Consider the following 21,771-nt stretch of genomic DNA (forward strand, 5'->3'; position numbering starts at 1 on the left):
CGGCACAACGGGCCGCTCCCGGTGCTGTCGGAACTGCGGCCTCGGGCCGCGCCGTTCAGCGCCGGGGCGGTGCCGGTGGCACCGGGCGCAGGACCGTGTCTCCGAGCAGCCGGCAGGCCAGAAGGGCGACCTCCACGTCGACCCGGCCCTCGGAGAACGGCCGGCCGCGCGTCTCCTCCGCCTTCCGGATCCGGTACTGGATGGTGTTCTTGTGCAGGTGCAGTTCGGCCGCCGCCGCGTTCAGACTGCTGCCGCTGGACAGGTACGACCAGACGGTCTCCCGCATGCGGGCGCAGTTCTCGTCGTCGTCGGCGAGCCCGCCGAGCACCGTACCCACCCACGCGCGCAGGTCCCGCACCTCCGCCGCCACCAGCGCGAGCGGGCCGAGCTGCGACGACGTCAGGAAGGGACGGGTGTGACCGGGACCGGCGGCGAGGGCGATCGTCTGCGCCTGGCACGCCTGCCGGTGGCTGACGCGGAACCCGTCGAGCCCCGAGGCCGGTTCCCCCACGGCCGCCCGTACGTCCCCCGGCGCTTCGGGCGGGTGCGCGGTCACGGCGGCGAGGCCGGCCCGTGTGCACGGGATCCACGCCCACAGCGTCGAGCTGTCGGGGGCGACGGACAGGACCGGGCGCGGGACCGCTCCCGACAGGGCCGCCAGCCGGTCCAGATGCTTCTCCAGCCGGCCCGGCCGGTCCGCCTCGGCGGTCTCCCGGCCGCACCACACGACCACGCCCGCCATCGGCCGCGAAGAGGAGAACCCGAGTACGGCGTCGAGTTCGTCCGTGCCGGAGCTCCTGCCGTCGAGGAGGGCCTGGACCCGGGCCAGCCGCAGGGTGTTGTGGTGCCGCATCCAGGTGTCGCGCTCCCGCACGTACGCGGCGACGACCTGTTCGGAGACCCGGTCGATGAAGGAGAAGACGAGCGAGGCCAGCGCCATGGTCGCGCCCGCGACCTGTTCCGCGGTGACGTCCCCGGCGGCTATCCGGGCGATGACCCGCTGCTGGAAGACCGCCTGGCCGATGCGGTAGGCGCGCAGCAGGACCGTGATCGGGACACCCTGTTGCGCGAGCCGCCGGGCGAACTCCAGTGTCACCGGGGGCGCTTCGAACTCCTCGTCGTCACGGCCGGTGCTCAGCACCCGCAGTGCCGTCACCACGTTGTCGAGCACCGTGCTCCGGAAGAACTCCTCGGTCCGCGCGTCCCGGACGAGCTCCGGCAGTTCCGCCGTGATCGACGACGCGACCGCGCCGGTCAGCGCGTCCATGTCCGGCACCAGGGAGGAGGCGGCACACCGGAGCGTGTCCGTCGTGAGCAGAGGCACAGCGCGGAGCGTACTCGTGGCGGCGGTCGCGGGGAACGATGCCGTTCTCCGTGATCTCCCCGCGGGCCGTGTGATGTTGGATGGAGGGGACGACGGGCGCCTGCCGACATCGAGGTGAGAGATGCAGTTCACGACTCGGCCCACGCTCCAAGGCACCTTCGGCATAGAGACTCCCGGGTCGGGTCGCTGGCCTCTCCCCAGGGTCTCGCCCTTGGTGATGAGAGACTCCCCAGCCGCTCCCCACGGCGAGAGGCTGGGAGGGTCCAGGCAGAGGGCCGCTCGCCTGTAGCTTCGAGGTGCCGAGGAGTGGCCCCGGGGGGCAATCCCATGAGGGCCGCCGCCGGCTCGGTGGGGATTCGACGCGCTCGTCGCGACCGGTTTCTCACGCAGCACCTGTGCGTTCAGTGACCCGCGTGGGCTGTCATGTGGTGCAGCATGCCGCTGGCGGTGACGGAGAGCCAGTCGCGGGGCGTCAGGCCATGTTCACCGCACCACGCCTCGCGGGCGACTGATGCCAGCAGGTCGCAGATCCAGCAGCCGGGGACGGGGACGAAGGCATTGTCCGGGGGCGTGGTCGGGGAAGACTTGTCGTCCATAGGGCTGCCGTTCTCCAGCGCGGTGGCCGGCAGGCGCTGCAAGGGGTGCCGCCCGCCGTGACGCGCAACTCTCCTGGCGTCTCGGCGGGCACGTGGGCCGGCGGCTGCTGGGTCAGCTCTTGGGCATGAGGACGGAGTCGACGATGTAGACGTTGGCGTTGGACGTCTTCACGTTGCCGCAGACCACCTCCGAGGAGTTGTTCACCGTGTAGGACTCGCCCATGCCCGAGGTCATGAGCTTGGACTTCTCCAGGGTGGGGAAGGTCCCGTTCTCCAGGTCCTTGGGCGTCAGCTTCTGGCCGACGACGTGGTAGGTGAGGATCTTCGTCAGCTGGGCCTTGTCGTTGAGGACCTTGTCGAGGGTGGCCTTCGGGAGCTTGGCGAACGCGTCGTTGGTCGGCGCGAACACGGTGATGTTCTGGGCGTTGTTGAGGGTGTCGACCAGACCGGCCTTCTTCACCGCGGTCACCAGCGTGGACAGGGCCGGGTTGTTGGAGGCGGCGGTGGCCACCGGGTCCTTGGCCATGCCGTCGAAGGAACCGGCGCCGTTCTTCGGCACGGAGGAACAGGCCGGGCCGAACGGCTGGTCCATGTTGCTCGCCTTGCTCGCCGAAGAGCCGCTCATGCCGCCACTCCGGGTGGCCGACGCCGATGCCTTGTCCTTGGAGCCGGACTTGCCGGAGTCACTGCCGGAACAGGCGCTCAGGGCCAGGGGCAGCACAGCGGCGGCGGCGAGAATACCGGCGGTACGACGGGTACGGGTGTTCATCGAAATCTCCAGTCCGACGTTGCAGCATGATGCTGCCGTTCAGAAGCAACACGGAGGGAAGACGCTGTACGCGTGCCGCGCTGCCGGAAGCGACGGTGCAGTTCGGTGCACTCGGCGACCGGCACGACCTGGTGGGGTCGTCGGCTGGTCCGGTCTTCCCTCGCAGGGGGAATCCGTATCTGCGGCCGGAGCGGATTGGTCAGATCCCTGCTCCGGGTGAAAATCTGTCCCGGCTGCTCGGGCTGACGCTCGGCGCAGGGTGTCGTGCGAGACCGGAGCGCCCGCACAACACCCTGCCGGCAAAGGCGGAACCAGGGTTCAGAGCACCTGATCAGTCATTCACGCAGGCGTTGCCGAAGGCGGGGTTCAGAGCACCGATCACGTTCACGGTGTTGCCGCAGAGGTTGATCGGCACGTGCACGGGGATCTGGAGCACATTGCCGGACAGCACGCCCGGGGAGCCGACCGCTGCCCCCGTTGCGCCGCTGTCGGCCGCCGCGACCGTCGCGCCGGCGAACACCATCGCGCCGGCCGAAGCCAGCAGTGCCGTGCTCCGCACCATGCGGGATGTCAGGTGAGCCATGCTCGTCTTCCTCTCGTCGTCACTCTCGGCGGCAAGCGCCGAGCCGGCCCAGGTGTGGCCAGGCACCGTTGATCCGCCACGGCCTCGCCCCTGGATTGCCCGTAGAGCCAGGATTCGCCCGATCGGCCTACAAACGTGCGGCTGTAGCGTTTGGCGCATGTAAACGATCCACGGTCGGCTCGGCGCCGAGCCGGGCGAGCGGGACGCGTTAGGGGACATCCTGACCGGGAACGACCGGTCGGAGACCATGCCGGGTTGCCGGCTCCATGTGATCTCGGTCGACGAGACCGATCCCGATGGCGTGTGGGCGACCGAGATCCGGGAGTCCGAGGCGGCTCACCAGGCGTCGCTGCGGCTTGACGCGGTCAGGGAGCGCATCTCGCGTGCCATGCCATTGATCGACACGGCCGGCATTCGGCGACAGCGCCTCGACGCGCGAGCGGGAATACCCAGGGTCGATCCTCACCGAGACCCACCCGGAACCAACCTTCCGCGACACCCTTGAAAGGGTGTCCTGCCGATCAGGCGGTGGGGCCCGGACCTCGCGCCTGTCGTCAGGTCTGCGGTGCTGCCGGGCCGGAGGCGTCGACGTCCCGCATGAAGTCCAGCATCTTGGCGTTGAGCAGGTCGGGGTGGTCGATCGCCGGGCCGTGGCCGGTGTTGGCGATGATCTCGGCGCGGGCGCCGGGGATCAGGCGCGGTACGCGTTCCACCTGCCGCGCGGGGTGCACCAGGAGGCTCCGCCGGCCCAGGGCGGCGTAGAGCGGGGTGCCGATGGTGCGCAGTTCGTCGTCGGTCAGCGGCAGCGGCGCCGGGCGGCGTATCCGGAAGGCCCGGACGCCCGCCAGAACCCATGCGCGCAACTCGGGCACCACGACGACCGGTTGCTCCAGCCACGCGGCGAGGCGCGGGCGCAGCGGCTTCGGGGCGAGCGTCGCGAAGAGGCTCACGAAGATCCAGACGAAGAAGCGCAGGCCCACCTTCTCCAGGCCGCCCGGGTCGAGGAGGGTGGCCGAGGCGACACGGCCGGGACGGCGGTGCGCCTGGTTGAGGACGAGCCAGCCGCCGTAGGAGGAGCCCACGAGGTGGACGCGGTCGAGGCCGAGCCCCGCGAGCGCCTCGTCGAGCCACTGGGCCGCCCGCTCCGGCTGCCACATCGCCTCGCGCTGCACGCTGCGCCCGGGGTCGCCCGGGGTGTCGAGGGCGTAGACGGGCCGTTCGGCGCCGAGCCCGCGGGTGTTGGGGTACCACTGGGCGGAGCAGCCGCCGGAGCCATGGATCAGCACGACCGGCGTCCGGGACGCGTGGGCCGGGTCGCCCTGGCCGTAGCGGTAGACGTGGGTGGTGCCGAAGCTCGTCTCGACGTCCGTCTCCGCGACGGCGGGCGCGCCCAGGGCGTAGACGGCGTCGCACGCGGCGAAGTACCGGTCGCGCAGGGCGTCGTCGACGTAGTGGCCGATGTCGCGGCGGGGACGGGTGCGGTGCACGGACGGGGACACGGGGCGCCTCCGGGGCTCTCGGATTTTCGTGATACGACCGTACCATGATGATGGTACGGCGGTACCATGAACGAGGCCGGGACGGTTCGGACCGGTGACTGACCTCTGTCGGGCGGGAGATGTGAACCATGCCGAAGCTCGTGGACCACGAGGAGCGGCGAGCCGGGATCGCCGAGGCGCTCATCCGGGTCGCCGGACGGCGCGGACTGCACGCCGTCGGCATGCGGGACGTGGCCGCGGAGGCGGGCGTCTCCCTGCGGCTGGTGCAGTACTACTTCCAGACCAAGGAGAAGCTGCTCTTCTACGGCCTCAAGCACCTGACGGACCGCTTCACCGCGCGCGTGGGCGCCCGTCTCCGGGACGTGGGCGACGACCCCGGCCCGCGTGCGACCGTGGAGGCGCTGCTGCTCGCCGCCCTCCCGGACGACGAGGAGAGCCGCACCTTCCATCTGCTCTACACCTCGTACGCGGTCCTGTCCGTGACCGACGGGGCCCTGGCCGCCGAGCCGTTCGTCGAGAATCCCGACGCGGCCGAGGACGCCGTGACCCGTCTGCTGGAGCAGGCGCGGGAGGCGGGGCTGCTCGCCCGCGGCGCCGACCCGCGCGCGGAGGCGATCGGCCTGCTGGCGATGTCGGCGGGCCTGGGGACCGCCATCCTCGTGGGCCAGCGGAAGCCGGAATCGGCCGTCGCGGTGCTGCGGTACCACCTCGACCGGCTCTTCGAGGGGGCGCGGGACTCCTCGGGGACTGACGGGTGAGGGCCCTGAGGCGGGGGCCGGGGAGTGTCTTGTCGATCCGATCTCAATCGAGTCGGCGGGTGGAGCGTCTGCGATCTGTGGGGCTGCCGAGTAGTTCGAGAATGCCGTCCTGTGGGGCTCTCAGGTGAGCCCGCCTTCGCGGAAGGCGGGAGGGCGATGTCATTCGGAACGGGGGACGGGGCCAGACGGGCGCGGCGGGGGAACGACGGCGCAGGACATCAGAACCCTCGCCGCACGCCGGGTGGACAGGTCACGGCAGACCTCGACGGCGTGCTCGTGATCGCCTACTCCGACACGGAGTACGCGGCCGCGACCTGGGTCGGCGGACCGTCACGAGACGTCGGGGTCAGACCGCCGGTGACCAGGGAGCGGAGCGCACGTGCGTGACGCTGTGCCGGGTGCGGTCCTCCCGGGGCCCGCCGACCGCCTTGCCCACCGCGACCATGGAGACGATCGCCCAGCCCGGGTTCGGGTCCAGTTCCTTGGTGAGCCCTTCCAGGTCGAAGGCCCGGAACTGGTGCGTGGCCAGCCCCAGGGCCTGGGCCTGAAGCGTCAGGTGGGCGACGGCCTGGCCGAGGTCGTAGTCCGCGAACTCGGAGTAGAGGATCTCGGTGTCATCGATGTGCCGGCGCGTCAGCGTGACGACGAGCAGCCCCGCGTCCGTCGCCCAGCGGGCCGAGCTGGGCGCGAGGTGAGGGAGCACCCGCTCGTGCTCCGGCTCACCGGGCCTGGCGGTGAAGAAGCCCCACGGCTGGGAGTTGCCCGCCGACGGCGCCCACCGCGCGGCCTCCAGCAGCAGCCCGAGTGCGTGGTCGTCGACAACCGCCGACGGATCGAACCGGTAAGGGCTGAAACGCCCGGCAAGCAGTGGGTGCATGCCGCTGGGACGCTCCTGAGGAGGGTGCATGTCCCGCTGCAACCGGCGCCCGCGCGTATGTATTCCGACCGGTGCGAGCGCCAGAAGAGGCTGAGCAAGGCCTCTGCCGGTCGGTTCAGGCCCGTCTTGGCTGCGGGGAGCGGGAGTTCGAACCACACCGTCCTGCCGCGCTTGTCTCCGCTGCGCCACTGGCCCTGTCGGGACTGGCTGCGCTGGGTGTACGGGGGCTGGTCACACGTCTCTGAACCTCCAGGGTGTCTCCATGCCGAGTGCGTCGGCCGTACGGCCCCGAGCGGCGGCCTGCGGTGGCGCGGAGACGCTTGTGTCAGGCGGCTGTTCCGACACCCAGCAGGCCGAGAAAGGCCGAGGCTGCCGGGGACGGGGTGGAGCGGCTCCAGACCAGATGCTCCACCCGTACGGGGCCGTTGCTGATCGGCACGCGCCGCAGGCCGTGCAACTCGGCGTCGAACGACGCGGGCAGCAGCGCGATGCCCAGTCCGTTGCGGACCATACGGACCATGAGTTCGACGCCGGACACCTCGAAGGCCACGTCCCGTCGCAGGCCGGCCGACGCGAACGCCTGGTCCGACTGGGCGCGTGCGGCGCTCCCTTCGGCGAAGTCCACGAACACCTCTCCGGCGAGGAGGCGCAGGTCCACCTCGTCCTCGTCGGCCAGGTGGTGCCCCAGGGCGAGGACAGCGACGTGCGGACTCTCGGCGAATTCCCGGTTGCGGACGCCCTGCGGCCGGTATCCCGGCTGCACCCCGAGGAAGGCCGCGTCCAGCTCGCCGTCGCGTACCTGTTCCACGAGCCGTTCGCTGGAGCCGGCCCGCAGAACGATCTGCACCTGGGGATAGCTGGAATGGAAATCGCGGAGCACGGCCGGAAGATCGACGGCCGCCACCGTGGGGATCGAGCCGACGGTCAGCCTGCCCCGTATCTCCCCGGTGGCCGCCGCCACCTCCGCTCGCGCCCGTTCCGCCGCTTCCAGTGCCTGTCGGGCGGCGGGCATGAACGCCTCACCGGCCTTGGTCAGCCGTACCCGGCGACTGGTCCGCTCGAAGAGACGGGCTCCCAGTTCCTTCTCCAGCCGGGCCACCTGATGGCTGAGCGCCGACTGGACGACATGGCACCGTTCGGCGGCGCGGGTGAAGTTCGCCGTGTCCGCCACCGCGAGGACGTAACGCATCTGCTGGAGATCCATCGATCCATCCTTGAATGCGATGGATCGGATGACAAGCATGTGTTGGACCCATGGACGGTGCCCCGGCGATGCTGAAGCGGCGGCAGCCGGTGAACAGCCGTCACCCCGCCCTCCTGCCGCCTGCGGTCCCACCTCAAGGAGCCACCCATGCGCGTGATCGCTTTCGACCATCTCGTCCTCAACGTCGCCGACATCGAACGCTCGCTCGCCTTCTACACCGGGCCGCTCGGGCTGGAGCCGGTACGGGTACAGGAGTGGCGGGCGGGCCAGGTGCCCTTCCCGTCCGTACGGGTGAGCCCCACCACCCTCATCGACCTGATCAAGGGGACCGGCGAGCCGGGGCCCGAGGGCTCCAACGTCGACCACATCTGCCTGGTCGTCGAGCCGCTCGACTGGCAGCAGGTCATCGATTCCGGTGTGTTCACCGTGCTGGACGGTCCCGGCGAGCGCTTCGGCGCCCGGGGCACCGCGACCTCGCTCTACGTGCGCGACCCCGACGGCAACACCGTCGAGTTGCGCTGGTACCCGCACGACGCCTGAGCCGGTACCCGCATGGCGCCTGAGCGCCGCGTGCCGTGTCCGCGTGCGCAACCGCACACGAAGCCCGTACCCTCCGCGGCTCCGGCACGAAGTCGGGACAGCGGTCGACGGGTGATGGCGGGCGACGAGTGCCCCGGCCGCTTGGCGAGTGTGACGGAACGGCGAAGGACTCGTCCATCCGCCCCAGTGGATCCTGCGGCACGACCTCCGGCCGGGTGACTCATCTCCTTGTACCCGCCACCCGCTCCGCGTCGGCGAGAGACGGCAGGGGAGTCGGTCGGAAGAAGGGGCGCGGGGCGACCTATAGCCTCCCCGGGGAGCGGGGAAGGGGACCGCCGGCGCACACTCCCCAGATTCAGCCCAGGCCCCGTCCCGAACGCCCGTCATCCGACCCGATACACGTAAACAGCGAGGTGAGAGGCCTGTGTTCACGACCCGACCCACCCTCCAAGGCACCTTCGGCATGGTGTCCTCCACGCACTGGCTGGCCTCCCAGTCCGCTATGGCGGTCCTGGAGACCGGCGGCAACGCCTTCGACGCGGCCGTGGCGGGCGCGTTCGTCCTGCACGTCGTCGAGCCGCATCTCAACGGGCCCGCGGGCGAGGTGCCGATCCTGCTCGCCCCGGCCCGCGGCGAGGTGCGCGTGCTGTGCGGGCAGGGCGTCGCCCCGGCCGGTGCCACCGTCGCGCACTACCGCGGCCTCGGGCTGGACCTCGTCCCCGGCACCGGACCGCTCGCGGCCGCCGTGCCCGGCGCCTTCGACGCGTGGCTGCTGCTCCTGCGCGACCATGGCACCCGCTCCCTCGACGACGTCCTGAAGTACGCCATCGGCTACGCCGAACACGGGCACGCCCCCGTGGAGAACGTGGGCACGACCGTGGAGAGCGTGCGGGCGCTGTTCGAGACGGAGTGGACCTCCTCGGCCGAGGTGTACCTGCCGGGCGGCCGGGCACCCCGGCCCGGGGAACTGCTGCGCAACCCCGCGCTCGCCGCCACCTGGAAGCGGCTCCTCGCCGAGACCGCCGGCGCGGGCGACCGCGAGGCACGCATCGACGCCGCCCGCGAGGTGTGGCGTTCCGGCTTCATCGCCGAGGCCCTGCTGCGGCAGTCCCGCCGGCCCACCATGGACACCAGCGGCGAACGCCACACCGGCACGCTCACCGAGGCCGACCTGGCGGGCTGGTCGGCCTCGTACGAGACACCGGCGACGTACGACTGGAACGGCTGGACGCTGTGCAAGGCCGGCCCCTGGAGCCAGGGTCCCGCCTTCCTCCAGCAACTGGCCCTGCTCCCGCCCGAACTGCCCGCCTACGGCTCGCCCGAGTACGTCCACCTGCTGATCGAGGGCTGCAAGCTCGCCATGGCCGACCGCGAGGCCTGGTACGGCGACGCCGCCGAAGTACCGCTGCCCGAGCTGCTGTCGGAGGCCTACAACGCCGGGCGGCGCGAACTCGTCGGCGACAAGGCCTCGTACGAGCTGCGCCCCGGCAGCCCCGGCGGCCGGATCCCGCTCCTTCCCGAGCAGGCCCACGCGTGCGTGGACACGGGCGCCGGTGCCGGGTTCGATCCGATGGGCGCGGGCGAGCCCACGGTCGCGCGGGCGCCCGGCGAACCCGCGGTGGCCCCCGACGGCACCACCCGCGGCGACACCTGCCACCTCGACGTCGTCGACCGCTGGGGCAACATGATCGCGGCCACGCCCAGCGGCGGCTGGCTCCAGTCCAACCCCGTCGTGCCCGGACTCGGCTTCCCGCTCGGCACCCGGCTCCAGATGACGTGGCTCGCGGAGGGCCTGCCGAACTCCCTCACCCCCGGCCGCCGCCCCCGTACCACCCTCACCCCGTCGCTCGCGCTGCGCGACGGGGTGCCGGTGCTGGCGTTCGGCACCCCCGGCGGCGACCAGCAGGACCAGTGGCAGCTGCACTTCTTCCTGGCCGCGGTCCTGCGCGCACCCGTCCGCGGCGGCCTCGACCTCCAGGGGGCCGTCGACGCGCCGAACTGGCACAACGACAGCTTTCCCAGCTCGTTCTACCCGCGCGGCCGCCGCCCCGGCAGTGTCACGGTGGAGAGCGGCATGCCGGACGCCGTCGTCGAGGGGCTGCGCCGCCGCGGCCACGACGTCACCGTCGGCCCCGCCTGGTCCGAGGGCCGCCTCTGCGCGGTGGCCCGTGACCCCCGCACCGGCGTGCTGTCCGCCGCGGCCAACCCGCGCGGGATGCAGGGGTACGCGGTGGGGCGGTGAGGGCCGCTGGGAGGCGCTGAGGGACGGGCGGGACGGGAGGTGCGCCGGGGCTCGGCCGGGGCACCGGCTCCGGCACCCGTTCTTCCCGCGGATTCCACCCTCCGGCCATTTTCCCGGGGGGCTTTGTCACAGCGGCGTGGTCTCATGGAGGCATGATCGACGACACGGAAACCTGGAGGTCCCCCCTGGACGAAGTCCTCGGGGGAGAGTTCCTCGCCCGTCACTCCGGCGATGTGGAGGAAGCGATCCGCAAGGCGGCCGCGACCGAGATCCTGCCCCGCTTCCGCAGGCTCGCCGAGCACGAGGTGGACGAGAAGAGCGGACCCCACGACCTGGTGACGGACGCCGACCGCCTCGCCGAGCGCCAGCTCACCGCGACCCTCGGCGCCCTGCTGCCCGGTTCGGTCGTCGTGGGCGAGGAGGCCGTGCACGCCAACCCGGCGATGTACGAGGCGCTCCAGGGCGACGCCCCGGTCTGGATCGTCGACCCGGTGGACGGCACACGGCAGTTCGTGCACGGCGACGACGGTTTCGGCACGCTCGTCGCCCTCGCCCACCGGGGTACCGTCCTCGCCTCCTGGACCTACGCCCCCGCCCGCGACCAGCTCGCCACCGCCGTACGCGGACAGGGTGCCTTCCTGGACGGCGAGCGGCTGTTCGCCGGCGTGCCCGCGCCCGGCCAGGACCTCCGAGTGGCCACCTCCCACCCGGACTTCACCACCGACGAGCAGAAGCGCGCGCTGCGCCCGCTGTGGACCGACGGAGTGGCCCCGCGCCCCTGCGGAGCGGCCGGCCTGGAGTATCTCGCCATCGCCAGGGGCGAGTTGGACGCCGTCGCCTTCAACTGGGAAGCGGCCTGGGACCACGCGGCGGGCCTGCTGCTGGTCGAGGAGGCGGGCGGCACCCACCTCACCACGTCCGGTGAGCCGTTCCGCGTGACCGGCGGCAACGCGCTGCCCTTCACCGCCGCCCGCGACGCCGCCACCGCCCGCCGCGTCACGGAACTGCTGCGCACCGGCGCGTAGCCGGGGCACGCGGTCCGGGCGCGGAGTCCGGGGTCCGGCACGCGGTCGGGGCGCGGAGTCCGGGGTCCCGGCACGCGGTCGGGGTGCGGGGTCCGGGCACGCGGTCCGGGTGCGGGCCGTCCGTTCTGTCCGTACCCGCCGTCCCGCCGGGCGGTGCGGAGGGCGTCGCCCGGACACCCGGCCCGGTCGCCGACGGCCCCCGGGCCTATCCTGAAGCCGGGTTGCCACCGGCTGACGAGGGGGTCCGAAGGTGCCGACGATGCTCGACGCGGTCGTGGTGGGTGCGGGACCGAACGGTCTGACCGCCGCCGTCGAACTGGCCCGCCGCGGCTTCTCCGTGGCTCTGTTCGAGGCGCGCCCCACCGTCGGCGGCGGGGCCCGCACCGAGGAGCTGACGCTGCCGGGCTTCCGGCACGACCCGTGCTCCGCCGCGCACCCCCTCGGGATCAACTCGCCCGCGTTCCGCGACCTGCCCCTGGACCGCTACGGCCTGGAGTGGCTGCACGCCGAGCTGCCGATGGCGCACCCGTTCCCGGACGGCAGCGCGGCCGTGCTGGCCCGTTCCGTCGCGGAGACGGCCGCCTCCTTCGGCCCGCGCGACGCGGGCACCTACCGCAGACTGGTCGCCCCGTTCCTGCCCCGGTGGGACACCCTCGTCCGGGACTTCATGTCCCTGCCGTCGACCGCGCTGCCGCGCGACCCGGTCACCCTCGCCCGCTTCGGCCTGGCCGGGCTGCCGCCCTCCACCGCGCTGATGAGCCGCTTCCACGACGAGCGGTTCAAGGCCCTCTTCTCCGGCCTGGTCGCCCATGTGATGGCCCCGCTCGGCGGCCTCGCCACCGGAGCCGTCGGCCTGGTCTTCGCCCTCGCCGCGCACGCCCGCGGCTGGCCGGTGGCCAAGGGCGGCTCCCAGGCGATCTCCGACGCGCTCGCCGCCCACCTTGTGGACCTCGGCGGCGCCGTGCACACCGACTACGAGATCAAGCGCCTGGACGATCTGCCGCCCGCGCGCGCCTACGTCTTCGACACCTCGCCCACCGCGCTCGCCCGCATCGCCGGCTTCGGCGCCCACTACGACCGCTACCGGTACGGCCCCGGCGTCTTCAAGATCGACTACGCGCTGGACGGTCCCGTCCCGTGGACGGCGCCCGAGGCGCGCGTCGCCGGCACCGTGCAGATCGGCGCGAGCCGCGCGGAGATCGGCCGGGCCCTGCGCGAGGCGTCCCGGGAGAACCGCGCCCCGGAGAAGCCGTTCCTGATCACCGTGCAGCCCAGCGTGACCGATCCCACCCGTGCCCCGGAGGGCAAGCACGTCTTCTGGGCCTACGGTCACGTCCCCAACGGCTGGACGGGTGACCTCACCGATGCCGTCGAGCGTCAGCTGGAGCGTTTCGCGCCCGGCTTCCGGGACCGGGTCCTGGCCCGTGCCACGGCCGGACCGCCCGAGATGGCCGCCGGCAACGCCAACTACGTCGGCGGCGACATCGCCTGCGGCGCCGCCTCCGGGCTCCAGCTGCTGCTGCGCCCCAGACTGTCCCTGCACCCGTACCGCACCCCGCACCCGGCGGTGTTCCTGTGCTCCTCCGCCACCCCGCCGGGACCCGGTGTGCACGGGATGTCCGGACACAACGCGGCCAGGGCCGTCTGGCGGAGACTGAGGCAGGCATGACCACCATCACCCTCGTCCAGGGCGACATCACCCGCGAGAGCGCCGACGCCATCGTGAACGCGGCCAACTCCTCCCTGCTGGGCGGCGGAGGCGTCGACGGCGCGATCCACCGGCGCGGCGGTCCCGCCGTCCTCGCGGAGTGCCGCGCCCTGCGCGCCTCCCGGTACGGCAAGGGCCTGCCCACCGGTCAGGCCGTCGCGACCACGGCCGGCGACCTGGACGCCCGCTGGGTGATCCACACCGTCGGGCCGGTGTACCAGGCCTCAGGGGGCGATCCCGAGCTGCTCGCCTCCTGCTACCGGGAGTCGCTCCGCGTCGCCGACGAACTGGGCGCCCGCACGGTCGCGTTCCCGGCCGTCTCCACCGGCGTCTACCGGTGGCCGATGGACGACGCGGCCCGCATCGCGGTGGAGACGGTACGCACCACCCCGACCGCCGTCGAAGAGGTGCGGTTCGTGCTCTTCGACGAGCCGGCGTACGAGGCCTTCGCCCGGCAGCTCGGCTGACGGACCGGCACACGCGGGTACGGCGGCCCGTCCGGGCCGGGTGTCGGTGCGGTGCGGGTCAGGAGGCCGCGGCGCGTACGAGGACCCGGCCGCTGTCGATCTTCACGTCCCAGCGCGGCTCGTCGACCGAGGCCGGCCCGCGCACCGCCTCGCCGTCGGACAGCCGGAACTCACTGCCGTGCCACGGGCACTGGACGCAGCCGTTCGGCAGGACCTTGCCCTCGTCCAGCGGGCCGCCCGCGTGCGTGCAGGTCGCCGAGAGCGCGTACACCTCTCCGTCGTGCCGTACGAGCACCACGGGCACACCCTTCACCGTGACCCGGCGCAGCTCGTTCTCGCCGAGGACCGACAGCGACTCGACGTCCGTCCACTCCGTGGCGGGTTCCTCGAACGCGGTGTGGTTGACCCCGACACCCTTCACGAACGACAGGTGGCCGCCGAGATAGGCGGCGCAGGCCGTGATGCCGAGTCCCAGCCCGCTGAGCGCCATGCCGGCGCCCCGCCGTCCTCGCGCACGCGCCACCCAGGACGCCGCCTGCAGGGCCGCGCCGGTGGCGTTGCCCACGGCGTGCACGTAGCCGACCCGCTGCGTGGGGCCGTAGGTGTCGGCCCAGTCGGACCATCCCGACCACGCGGTCGGCACCGCCGAGAGCAGCCCGAGAGCGACGAGACGGCGCGCCGCCCCGGCCCCGGACCTGCCCATCGTCACGTCCACGGCGCTGGCCATCACCCAGGCGCCGATGGGCAGATCGGAGAGCGCGGGGTGCAGAGGATGTCCGAACCAGGTGCCCGACAGCGCGTTCTTGACGAGGTCACCGCTCGTCGCGCGCGACACCAGCCCGGCGGTCTTGCCGCACACGCCGTCGAGTGAGGACGTCTTCCCGATGTCGTCGATGACGTCTTCGATCAGCTTTCGCATGCGGTCGCTCCTCGCCATGGACGGGCAGACGCTCGGCGTTACGGGGGCATGCGTGTCCTCGGGCTCCCCGGGACACGCGGCTTCACCATCTCACGCACCCGTGGCACCAGCCACTTCACGCACTTCGTCCCGGAAGGTCCAGGGTGCGGGGTCCTGTTCCGGGAAGCCGGTGCCGGGTGCCGGCCGTCGCGGGTATCGTCGCCGCGTCCGCCGGCGGCCACCGCACGGTCCTGGCCTTCCCGGCACCGGTGGCGCCGGCCCGTGCCGGGTGGGGGAGAGCGGAGGTGACGGGGTGACAGCCGTCGTCGGTGTCGGGGCCCTGCTGTTCGCTCCCGACGGCAGGATCCTGATCGGCCACCGGATCAAACGGGGCGAGCCGCCGACCTGGTGTCTGCCCGGTGGCCACGTGGAGCCGGGGGAGACCTTCGTACAGGCCGCCCTGCGGGAGGTCGAGGAGGAGACCGGCATCGCCGCGGGGCGGGTGTGCGAGCCCCGGGCCTTCGCCGTCGCCCTGCGCACCGACGTGCCGCACGTCGCGGTCACCGCGTGCGTGGTCGCCCGGGTGCGTCCACAGGGCCCGGACGGGACCGTGGAGGCCGTCGTCACGGAGCCGGACGTCTTCGGCGAATGGCGCTGGGTCGGCCCTGAGGAGCCGCCGGCGCCGCTGTTCCCGGCGAGCGGCATGCTGTTCGCCGCCTGGCACGGCCGCCCCGCCCCCGACGGCTGGACGGTCCACCGGATCGCCGAGCGCTGACGGACGCCGGGACCGCCTGGCCTCCGCCCCATGCCCCATGCCCCGCGCCCTGCTCCCGTCCCCGTGCTCGTGCTCGTGCTCGTGCCGGGTCCGGTCCCCATTCCGGTCTCCACTGCACCCGGAACCGGCGTCGAGGCCGACCGGCAACCCCGTGATGCGTCCGGTCTCCACTGCACCCGGAACCGGCGTGGAGGCCGACCGGCAACCCCGTAATCCGTCGCTGAACGCGCGCCGGATTGGCGCTGCGTCACTTTTCACCTGATCGGGGGACTTCACCCATCCGGTGCGGCCGCAGAACCGGATTCTCCCCGTGAGGGAAGAAGAGAAGGACCCGCGGCCGTACCGGAGCCTGCCGCGCGTCGCGTGCGGTGCGCTGAGCGGTGCGCTGGCCGGTTTCGCGTCGCTGGCGGTGGCCGAACCGGTGGCGGCGGCGGTCCGTCCGCAGGCCGGCCCGGTCGTCGCGGTGGGCGGGGCGGCCATCGACATGACGCCCGCCCCCGTCAAGGACTGGGCGATCCGGCACTTCGGCACCGACGACAAGCTGGTCCTGGAACTCGGGATCCTTGCGGTGCTGGGCCTGCTTGCCCTGGCTCTCGGCGCGGCGGCGGTGCGCTTCCGCCGGACCGGCGCCGCCGGTGTCCTGCTCTTCGGGGCCGTCGGCGCGACCGCCGCCCTCGGGCGGCCGGACTCCGCCGGTCCCGCCGACGCGCTGCCCTCCCTCGTCGGCGCGGCCGCCGGAGCGCTGCTGCTGTACGTCCTGACGGGCCGCCTGACAGCCGTACGGCAACCGGAAGCGGCGGGGCTGCCCCGTAGGGCGGGTAAGCCCCCCGCGTCAGGTGAGCCCGCCCCCGAGGTCGGCGAGCCCGCCCCCGCGTCCGGCGAGCCCGCCCCCGAGGCCGGTGAGCCCGCTCCCGGGGCCGCCCGGGAAGCGGACCGCGTGTCGGGCGTGGGCGGGAGCGCCGGCTCCGCGGACGGTGACGCCTCCATCGAGACCCCCGGGTGGGACCGCAGGGGATTCGTCATCGCGGCGGCCTCCGCCGCCGCCGCGTCCGCGGCCGTGGGCGCGGTCGGCCGGTCCCTGAACGGTTCGCGCGGCCGGAACGCGGTCGCCTCGCGTGAGCGCGTCGTCCTGCCGCGCCCCGGGTCACCGGCGCGGCGGCCACCGCGCGGCGCCGGACTCCGTGTCGCGGGGGTCAGCCCCTTCGTCACCCCGAACACGGACTTCTACCGTGTGGACACCGCCCTCGTGGTGCCCGAGGTGGACGCCACCGACTGGCGGCTGCGCGTCCGCGGCAAGGGCGTGCGCCGGCCGGTCACGTACTCCTTCGACGACCTGCTGCGCAGGGAACTCGTCGAACGGGACATCACCCTGACCTGCGTGTCGAACGAGGTCGGCGGCCCGTACGTGGGCAACGCCCGCTGGACCGGCGTACGGCTGGCCGACCTGCTCGCCGAATGCGGAGTGAAGCCGCCGTCCCGGGGAGGTCCGGCCGACCAGCTGGTGTCCCGGTCGGTGGACGGCATGACGATCGGCACCCCGGTCGAGGACGTCATGGACGGCCGCGACGCACTGCTCGCCCTCGGCATGAACGGCGAACCGCTGCCCTTCGCACACGGCTTCCCGGTCCGCATGGTGGTGCCCGGCCTGTACGGATACGTCTCCGCCTGCAAATGGATCCAGGAGCTCGAACTCACCACCTTCGACGCCTACGACCCCTACTGGGTCAGGCGCGGCTGGGCCCGCAGGGCCCCGGTCAAGACCCAGTCGCGCATCGACACCCCCAAGCCCTTCGCCCGCCCCCGGGCGGGCACGGTCATGGTCGCCGGGGTCGCGTGGGCCCAGCACCGGGGCATCGACAGGGTCGAGATCCGTGTCGACGACGGTCCCTGGCAGGAGGCCCGGCTGGCCCCCGAGGACACGCGGGACACCTGGCGCCAGTGGTCCTTCCCCTGGCAGGCCGCCCCGGGCACCCACACCCTCACCGTGCGCGCCACCGACCGCGAGGGCCGGGTGCAGACGGACGAACGGACCCGCACCGCCCCCGACGGCGCGAGCGGCCGGCACTCCGTGGTGGTGACCGTCGAGTGAGCCGTCAGGCCCTGTCACCCCGCCCCAGGCCACCGCCCGGGGGCCCGGACCCTCCCGGACCGCAGGCCTCCTGGCCTCCCGCGGGCCTGGCCTCCCCTCCGCACTGCCACCCCTTGGCACCACCCCGACCGCAGCACCGTGCTGCGTACTTCACCAGGAGAACAAGATGAGCACCCGTATCCGCCGTACCGCAGGCCTCTTCGCCGCCGCCGCTGTGCTGCCCCTCGCCCTGACCGCCTGCTCCGGCGACGACTCCGCCAAGTCCGACGCCTCCGCCAAGGCATCCGCCTCGGCCTCCTCCAACGGCGACGACATGGGCGGTGCGACCAGCGCGAGCAACATGGACCAGCCGTTCGGCCCGGCCTGTTCCTCCGTGCCGAAGAACGGCGCCGGTTCCTTCGACGGCATGGCCAAGGACCCGGTGGCCACCGCCGCCTCCAACAACCCGGCCCTGTCCACGCTGGTGACCGCGGTGAAGAAGGCCGGCCTGGTCGACACCCTCAACAACGCCCAGAACATCACCGTGTTCGCGCCGACCAACGACGCGTTCGCCAAGCTCCCGAAGGCCACCCTCGACAAGGTCCTCAACGACAAGGCCCAGCTGACGAAGATCCTCACCTACCACGTCGTCGGCCAGAAGCTGACGCCCAAGGACCTGGAGAACGGCTCCTTCGCCACCCTGGAGAAGTCGAAGGTCATGACCTCGGGCTCGGGCGAGTCCTACACCGTGAACGACTCCGCCAAGGTCGTGTGCGGCAACGTGAAGACCGCCAACGCGAACGTGTACATCGTCGACACCGTTCTGATGCCCAAGGCGTGACGTCCTTCGCGTCCGCCGGCCGCGCCCATGGCCGGCGGACGCTCGCTCCGGCTCCGGCCCCCTGACCCCGGCCCCGGCTCCGGCCCCCCGGCTCCGGCTCCGTGCCACGCCGGTCACCCCCGCGCGGGTGGGGGTCGGCCGGTCGCGTTACACCGGGGGCCGGGTTGGGCCGGTGCGGCAGGGGAGTCGGCCAGGATGTGACCGACGTACATGACATGCCGTTCCGGACGCGGCGGCGACCGGGGCCGACCGCCCACGACCATGCGGGGAGTGTGTGTGACCACTGCCGGTTCGGCGGGCGCGGGCCCCTCGGAGCCATGGAGCACCGGCCTCTACGCGCGCGCGGTCGGCGCGCGGGACGGCGATCTGTCGCTGCGCGACGGGGAGGGCTGGTGCGTGCCTCTCGACATCGGGAGGTGGTCCCGGCCGGCGGACGCCGGGGACCGGTCGGTCGTCGAGCGCTGCGAGGGCCGGGTACTGGACATCGGGTGCGGGGCCGGACGGATGGTCGAGGCCCTCACCCTGCGCGGACACGAGACGCTCGGGATCGACGTCTGCCCCTCGGCCGTGCGCGCGACGGTCTGCCGGGGCGGAGCCGCGCGCAGCGGGTCGGTCTTCGATCCGCTGCCCCACGAGGGCCGGTGGGACACGGCGCTGCTCATGGACGAGAACATCGGCATCGGCGGCGAGCCGCACCGGCTCCTGCGGCGCGTCCGCGACCTCGTCCACGAGCGCGGGCTGCTGATCGTGGAGACCTCCCGCGCCGACGTGGACGAACGGCGCCGGGTCCGGATCCACCTCGGACAGCGTGCGGCGAGCCCCCAGTTCCCCTGGGCCGTCGTCGGCGCCCGTGCCCTCGCCCGGCACGCCCGGACCACCGGCTGGACGACCGCCGAGGAATGGACCACCGCCCACGCGGGCCGCCACTTCGTCGCCCTGCGCGCCCGCGGCTGACCCCGGGCCGGCCCGCGCGCAGGGCGCGGGACCCCGTGGCCGGCCCGCGAGCAGCACGTGGCACGCGTACCGCACGGCACACGTACGTACGGCACGCCCCCCCGCACGGCCGTTCGGAGGCCCCCGGTGGCGGCCGCCCCGGCCGGCTCGCACGCTGGACGCCGAGATGGAAGCGCCGCCGCACGCCGTGCGGCGGCCGTGCTCTGGGAGGACCGTGTGACCGCTCCGTCACCCGCCACCGACGCGCCGCCCGCCCGGTACGACGACCTGCGGGCCATGGTGATCAACTGCACCCTCAAACGGTCACCGCAGATCAGCAACACACAAGGCCTGATCGACCGGTGCACCGCCATCCTGGCCGCCCAGAAGGTGCACGTCGATGTCGTACGGGCCGTGGACCACGACATCGCCACCGGTGTGTGGCCCGACATGACGGAGCACGGCTGGGAGCGGGACGACTGGCCCGAGCTGTACCGGCAGGTACTCGCGGCCGACATCCTCGTGCTGGCGGGCCCCATCTGGCTCGGCGACAACAGTTCCGTGATGAAGCGGGTGACCGAACGCCTCTACGCCTGTTCCAGCCTGCTCAACGAGGCCGGGCAGTACGCCTATTACGGCCGGGTGGGCGGCTGTCTCATCACGGGCAACGAGGACGGCGTGAAGCACTGCGCCATGAACGTGCTCTACAGCCTCCAGCACCTCGGGTACGCCATCCCGCCCCAGGCGGACGCCGGATGGATCGGCGAGGCGGGTCCCGGCGCCTCCTACCTCGACCCCGGCTCCGGCGGCCCGGAGAACGACTTCACCAACCGCAACACCACCTTCATGACCTGGAACCTGCTGCATCTGGCCAGGGCGCTGAAGGACCTCGGCGGCATCCCCGCCTACGGCAACCAGCGCACCGCCTGGGACGCGGGCTGCCGCCGCGACTACGAGAACCCCGAACACCGCTAGGCCTGCGTAAGAGGCAGGCGTTCACCTACCGCTCCGCCGGCCGCGGAGGTGCCTGCCGGTGGCCGGACGCCCGGGCGGTTCGCGGCCGTCGCGCAGTGCGATCATGGCACCACCGCATCACCAGGGAGCCCCGCGTGAAGGTCCTCATCGCCGGCGGTGCCGGCTTCATCGGCAGCACCATCGCCTCCGCCTGCCTCGACAGCGGCATCGAACCGGTCGTCCTCGACAACCTGGTGACCGGCCGCAGGGAGTTCACGGCCGGACGCGCCTTCTACGAGGGGGACATCGCCGACGGCGCCCTCGTCGACCGCGTCTTCGCGGAACACCCCGACATCGACGCGGTCATCGACTGCGCCGCCCTGATCGTCGTCCCGGAGTCCGTCGAGCAGCCGCTGCGCTACTACACCGAGAACGTGGCCAAGGGCATCACGTTCGTCGGCCACCTCGTCCGCAACGGCTGCCGCCGGTTCATCTTCAGCTCCTCGGCGTCGATCTACGGCGCCGGCGAGGACTTCGCCGTGGACGAGGACGCGGCCCTGGCCCCGCTGAGCCCCTACGCCCGCACCAAGGCCCTGTTCGAGACGGCGCTGGAGGACATCAGCTCCACCGGCGACCTCCGCGTGGTCTCCCTGCGCTACTTCAACCCCATCGGCGCCGACCCCGGGCTGCGCACCGGCCTCCAGGTCCGCCGGCCCAGCCACGCCCTGGGCAAGATGATCGAGGCCCGCGAGAGCGGGGAGCCGTTCGCGGTCACCGGTACCGACTGGCCGACCCGGGACGGCTCCGGCATCCGCGACTACGTCCACGTCTGGGACCTGGCCCGCGCCCACGTCCAGGCCGTCCGGCGCTTCGACACCTTCCTGCCCGCCGGCGGACCCGGCACCTACGAGGTGATCGACCTCGGCACCGGCACGGGCACCACCGTCCGCGAGCTGCTGGACGCGTTCGCCGCCGTCACCGGCGCGCCGCTGCCCGCCGTCGAGGCCGGCCGCCGTCCCGGGGACAGCGCGGGTGCCTTCTGCCGGGGCAAGCGGGCCGGGGAACTCCTCGACTGGCGTCCCGAGCACTCCGTCGAGGACGGCATCCGCGACACCCTCGCCTGGTTCGCCCGCCGCGAGTCCGTCATCGACCTCACCGGCTGACCGACCCGCCCCCACCCCTCGCACGCCCCGCGCCCGCGCGTACGTCGTCCTGCCCGGCGCCCGCGCCGGCCGCCCCCTCGGCGGGGGGCGCGTGCTGCCCGCATGGCATCATCGGCCGGAGCCGGGACTCCAGCCGCACCGGTCTGCGGTCGTACCGGATCCCACCCGCACCGGACCGAAGCCGTACCGGAGCCTTGCTGGACGCCGGCCGTGCAGGTCCCGCGGCCGCGGCTGGCCGCGGTCGTGCCCGGTCCCGGCAGCCGCAGGTCGTACAAGGAGCACGTTTTGAACGCCGCCGTCACAGTCCCGCCCGCGGTCGGTACCGCGCTGCTGGACGACTTCTCGCTGGAGATGACCGGCAAGGACGTGCCGAAGCTCGAAGAGGCGTACGACAGCATCCCCGCGGGGACGCGGATCAACGTCACCTTCCTCGCGGGCGAGGACCTCGGCACGCGGCTGGCCGCGGTCGTGCCCGGTCCCGGCAGCCGCAGGTCGTACAAGGAGCACGTTTTGAACGCCGCCGTCACAGTCCCGCCCGCGGTCGGTA

21 protein-coding genes and 1 pseudogene are annotated in these 21,771 nt (G+C 72.9%); 14 read left to right on the top strand and 8 right to left on the bottom strand.

All coding sequences use genetic code 11. From position 1 onward, the window contains the following. Window positions 1-55 precede the first annotated feature (55 nt). The 4 genes from ACIPRD_RS17645 to ACIPRD_RS17660 all read right to left on the bottom strand — a co-directional run bounded on the left by ACIPRD_RS17645 (window position 56) and on the right by ACIPRD_RS17660 (window position 3,251). Window positions 56-1,324, bottom strand: coding sequence for a PucR family transcriptional regulator (locus ACIPRD_RS17645; RefSeq protein WP_401563968.1), 1,269 nt, complete (start codon window positions 1,322-1,324; stop codon window positions 56-58). Window positions 1,325-1,725: 401 nt separating this feature from the next. Then, window positions 1,726-1,962 (bottom strand): hypothetical protein, encoded by a 237-nt coding sequence (locus ACIPRD_RS17650; protein ID WP_401563970.1) that lies wholly within the window; start codon window positions 1,960-1,962, stop codon window positions 1,726-1,728. 70 nt (window positions 1,963-2,032) lie between these two features. Then, window positions 2,033-2,689 carry a fasciclin domain-containing protein gene (locus tag ACIPRD_RS17655; protein ID WP_401563973.1) on the bottom strand — a complete coding sequence of 219 codons (657 nt, stop codon included), beginning with the start codon at window positions 2,687-2,689 and terminating at the stop codon, window positions 2,033-2,035. A gap of 331 nt (window positions 2,690-3,020) precedes the next feature. Next, on the bottom strand, window positions 3,021-3,251 hold the full coding sequence (locus ACIPRD_RS17660) for a chaplin (RefSeq protein ID WP_401564209.1): 231 nt from the start codon (window positions 3,249-3,251) through the stop codon (window positions 3,021-3,023). A gap of 187 nt (window positions 3,252-3,438) precedes the next feature. Between ACIPRD_RS17660 and ACIPRD_RS17665 the strand changes: the two genes are divergently transcribed. Further along, a complete protein-coding gene (locus tag ACIPRD_RS17665) occupies window positions 3,439-3,777 on the top strand; it encodes an antibiotic biosynthesis monooxygenase family protein (protein WP_401564212.1) in 339 nt (112 codons plus the stop codon). A gap of 49 nt (window positions 3,778-3,826) precedes the next feature. Here the strand turns inward: ACIPRD_RS17665 and ACIPRD_RS17670 are convergent, their stop codons facing one another. Then, the gene (locus ACIPRD_RS17670; protein ID WP_401563976.1) at window positions 3,827-4,771 is read right to left on the bottom strand and encodes an alpha/beta fold hydrolase; all 945 of its coding nucleotides are present in this window, start codon (window positions 4,769-4,771) and stop codon (window positions 3,827-3,829) included. Between the two features lie 128 nt (window positions 4,772-4,899). On the opposite strand from ACIPRD_RS17670, the gene ACIPRD_RS17675 reads away from it, so the two are divergent. Further along, window positions 4,900-5,529: a TetR/AcrR family transcriptional regulator gene (locus ACIPRD_RS17675; RefSeq protein ID WP_401563978.1), complete on the top strand. Its 630-nt coding sequence runs from the start codon at window positions 4,900-4,902 to the stop codon at window positions 5,527-5,529. A gap of 346 nt (window positions 5,530-5,875) precedes the next feature. Here ACIPRD_RS17675 and ACIPRD_RS17680 read toward each other — a convergent pair whose 3' ends face one another. Continuing rightward, a complete protein-coding gene (locus ACIPRD_RS17680) occupies window positions 5,876-6,436 on the bottom strand; it encodes a nitroreductase family protein (protein WP_401563981.1) in 561 nt (186 codons plus the stop codon). Between the two features lie 295 nt (window positions 6,437-6,731). Beyond that, a complete protein-coding gene (locus ACIPRD_RS17685) occupies window positions 6,732-7,610 on the bottom strand; it encodes a LysR family transcriptional regulator (protein WP_356399493.1) in 879 nt (292 codons plus the stop codon). Window positions 7,611-7,757: 147 nt separating this feature from the next. Between ACIPRD_RS17685 and ACIPRD_RS17690 the strand changes: the two genes are divergently transcribed. From ACIPRD_RS17690 to ACIPRD_RS17710, 5 genes are all read left to right on the top strand, one after another. Further along, a complete protein-coding gene (locus ACIPRD_RS17690; RefSeq protein ID WP_356399491.1) occupies window positions 7,758-8,150 on the top strand; it encodes a VOC family protein in 393 nt (130 codons plus the stop codon). Window positions 8,151-8,574: 424 nt separating this feature from the next. Beyond that, a complete protein-coding gene (locus tag ACIPRD_RS17695) occupies window positions 8,575-10,392 on the top strand; it encodes a gamma-glutamyltransferase family protein (protein WP_401563984.1) in 1,818 nt (605 codons plus the stop codon). A gap of 152 nt (window positions 10,393-10,544) precedes the next feature. Then, on the top strand, window positions 10,545-11,417 hold the full coding sequence (locus tag ACIPRD_RS17700; protein WP_401563987.1) for an inositol monophosphatase family protein: 873 nt from the start codon (window positions 10,545-10,547) through the stop codon (window positions 11,415-11,417). Between the two features lie 259 nt (window positions 11,418-11,676). Next, window positions 11,677-13,086 (top strand): phytoene desaturase family protein, encoded by a 1,410-nt coding sequence (locus ACIPRD_RS17705; protein WP_401563990.1) that lies wholly within the window; start codon window positions 11,677-11,679, stop codon window positions 13,084-13,086. Then, window positions 13,083-13,592 carry an O-acetyl-ADP-ribose deacetylase gene (locus tag ACIPRD_RS17710; protein ID WP_401563993.1) on the top strand — a complete coding sequence of 170 codons (510 nt, stop codon included), beginning with the start codon at window positions 13,083-13,085 and terminating at the stop codon, window positions 13,590-13,592. Before ACIPRD_RS17705 ends, ACIPRD_RS17710 begins: the two co-directional genes overlap by 4 nt. Before the next feature lie 58 nt (window positions 13,593-13,650). Here ACIPRD_RS17710 and ACIPRD_RS17715 read toward each other — a convergent pair whose 3' ends face one another. Next, entirely contained in the window at window positions 13,651-14,511 is an 861-nt protein-coding gene (locus ACIPRD_RS17715; protein WP_401563995.1) for a Rieske 2Fe-2S domain-containing protein, read from the bottom strand. A gap of 292 nt (window positions 14,512-14,803) precedes the next feature. Here ACIPRD_RS17715 and ACIPRD_RS17720 point away from each other — a divergent pair, with 292 nt between their 5' ends. From ACIPRD_RS17720 to ACIPRD_RS17750, 7 genes and pseudogenes are all read left to right on the top strand, one after another. Continuing rightward, window positions 14,804-15,265, top strand: coding sequence for an NUDIX hydrolase (locus tag ACIPRD_RS17720; protein WP_401563998.1), 462 nt, complete (start codon window positions 14,804-14,806; stop codon window positions 15,263-15,265). Between the two features lie 310 nt (window positions 15,266-15,575). Then, complete coding sequence (locus tag ACIPRD_RS17725; protein ID WP_401564000.1) at window positions 15,576-17,354, top strand: molybdopterin-dependent oxidoreductase; 1,779 nt, start codon at window positions 15,576-15,578, stop codon at window positions 17,352-17,354. Window positions 17,355-17,520: 166 nt separating this feature from the next. Next, window positions 17,521-18,174, top strand: coding sequence for a fasciclin domain-containing protein (locus tag ACIPRD_RS17730; protein WP_356399477.1), 654 nt, complete (start codon window positions 17,521-17,523; stop codon window positions 18,172-18,174). Window positions 18,175-18,450: 276 nt separating this feature from the next. Then, window positions 18,451-19,128, top strand: a complete 678-nt coding sequence (locus ACIPRD_RS17735; RefSeq protein ID WP_401564003.1) for a class I SAM-dependent methyltransferase — start codon at window positions 18,451-18,453, stop codon at window positions 19,126-19,128. Between the two features lie 276 nt (window positions 19,129-19,404). Then, window positions 19,405-20,082 (top strand): flavodoxin family protein, encoded by a 678-nt coding sequence (locus ACIPRD_RS17740; protein ID WP_356399813.1) that lies wholly within the window; start codon window positions 19,405-19,407, stop codon window positions 20,080-20,082. Between the two features lie 134 nt (window positions 20,083-20,216). Then, complete coding sequence (gene galE / locus ACIPRD_RS17745; protein ID WP_356399473.1) at window positions 20,217-21,224, top strand: UDP-glucose 4-epimerase GalE; 1,008 nt, start codon at window positions 20,217-20,219, stop codon at window positions 21,222-21,224. Between the two features lie 285 nt (window positions 21,225-21,509). Next, window positions 21,510-21,771, top strand: a pseudogene (locus ACIPRD_RS17750) (hypothetical protein); the annotation flags it as partial.

This window comes from Streptomyces sp. NPDC090108 (genome assembly GCF_044747185.1).
Lineage (GTDB): Bacteria > Actinomycetota > Actinomycetes > Streptomycetales > Streptomycetaceae > Streptomyces.

Coding starts and splice junctions, on each gene's coding strand:
- ACIPRD_RS17655 (WP_401563973.1), bottom strand. CDS start 2,689: ATGAACACCCGTACCCGTCGTACCGCCGGTATTCTCGCCGCCGCCGCT.
- ACIPRD_RS17660 (WP_401564209.1), bottom strand. CDS start 3,251: ATGGTGCGGAGCACGGCACTGCTGGCTTCGGCCGGCGCGATGGTGTTC.
- ACIPRD_RS17675 (WP_401563978.1), top strand. CDS start 4,900: ATGCCGAAGCTCGTGGACCACGAGGAGCGGCGAGCCGGGATCGCCGAG.
- ACIPRD_RS17680 (WP_401563981.1), bottom strand. CDS start 6,436: ATGCACCCTCCTCAGGAGCGTCCCAGCGGCATGCACCCACTGCTTGCC.
- ACIPRD_RS17685 (WP_356399493.1), bottom strand. CDS start 7,610: ATGGATCTCCAGCAGATGCGTTACGTCCTCGCGGTGGCGGACACGGCG.
- ACIPRD_RS17690 (WP_356399491.1), top strand. CDS start 7,758: ATGCGCGTGATCGCTTTCGACCATCTCGTCCTCAACGTCGCCGACATC.
- ACIPRD_RS17700 (WP_401563987.1), top strand. CDS start 10,545: ATGATCGACGACACGGAAACCTGGAGGTCCCCCCTGGACGAAGTCCTC.
- ACIPRD_RS17705 (WP_401563990.1), top strand. CDS start 11,677: ATGCTCGACGCGGTCGTGGTGGGTGCGGGACCGAACGGTCTGACCGCC.
- ACIPRD_RS17710 (WP_401563993.1), top strand. CDS start 13,083: ATGACCACCATCACCCTCGTCCAGGGCGACATCACCCGCGAGAGCGCC.
- ACIPRD_RS17715 (WP_401563995.1), bottom strand. CDS start 14,511: ATGCGAAAGCTGATCGAAGACGTCATCGACGACATCGGGAAGACGTCC.
- ACIPRD_RS17730 (WP_356399477.1), top strand. CDS start 17,521: ATGAGCACCCGTATCCGCCGTACCGCAGGCCTCTTCGCCGCCGCCGCT.
- ACIPRD_RS17740 (WP_356399813.1), top strand. CDS start 19,405: ATGGTGATCAACTGCACCCTCAAACGGTCACCGCAGATCAGCAACACA.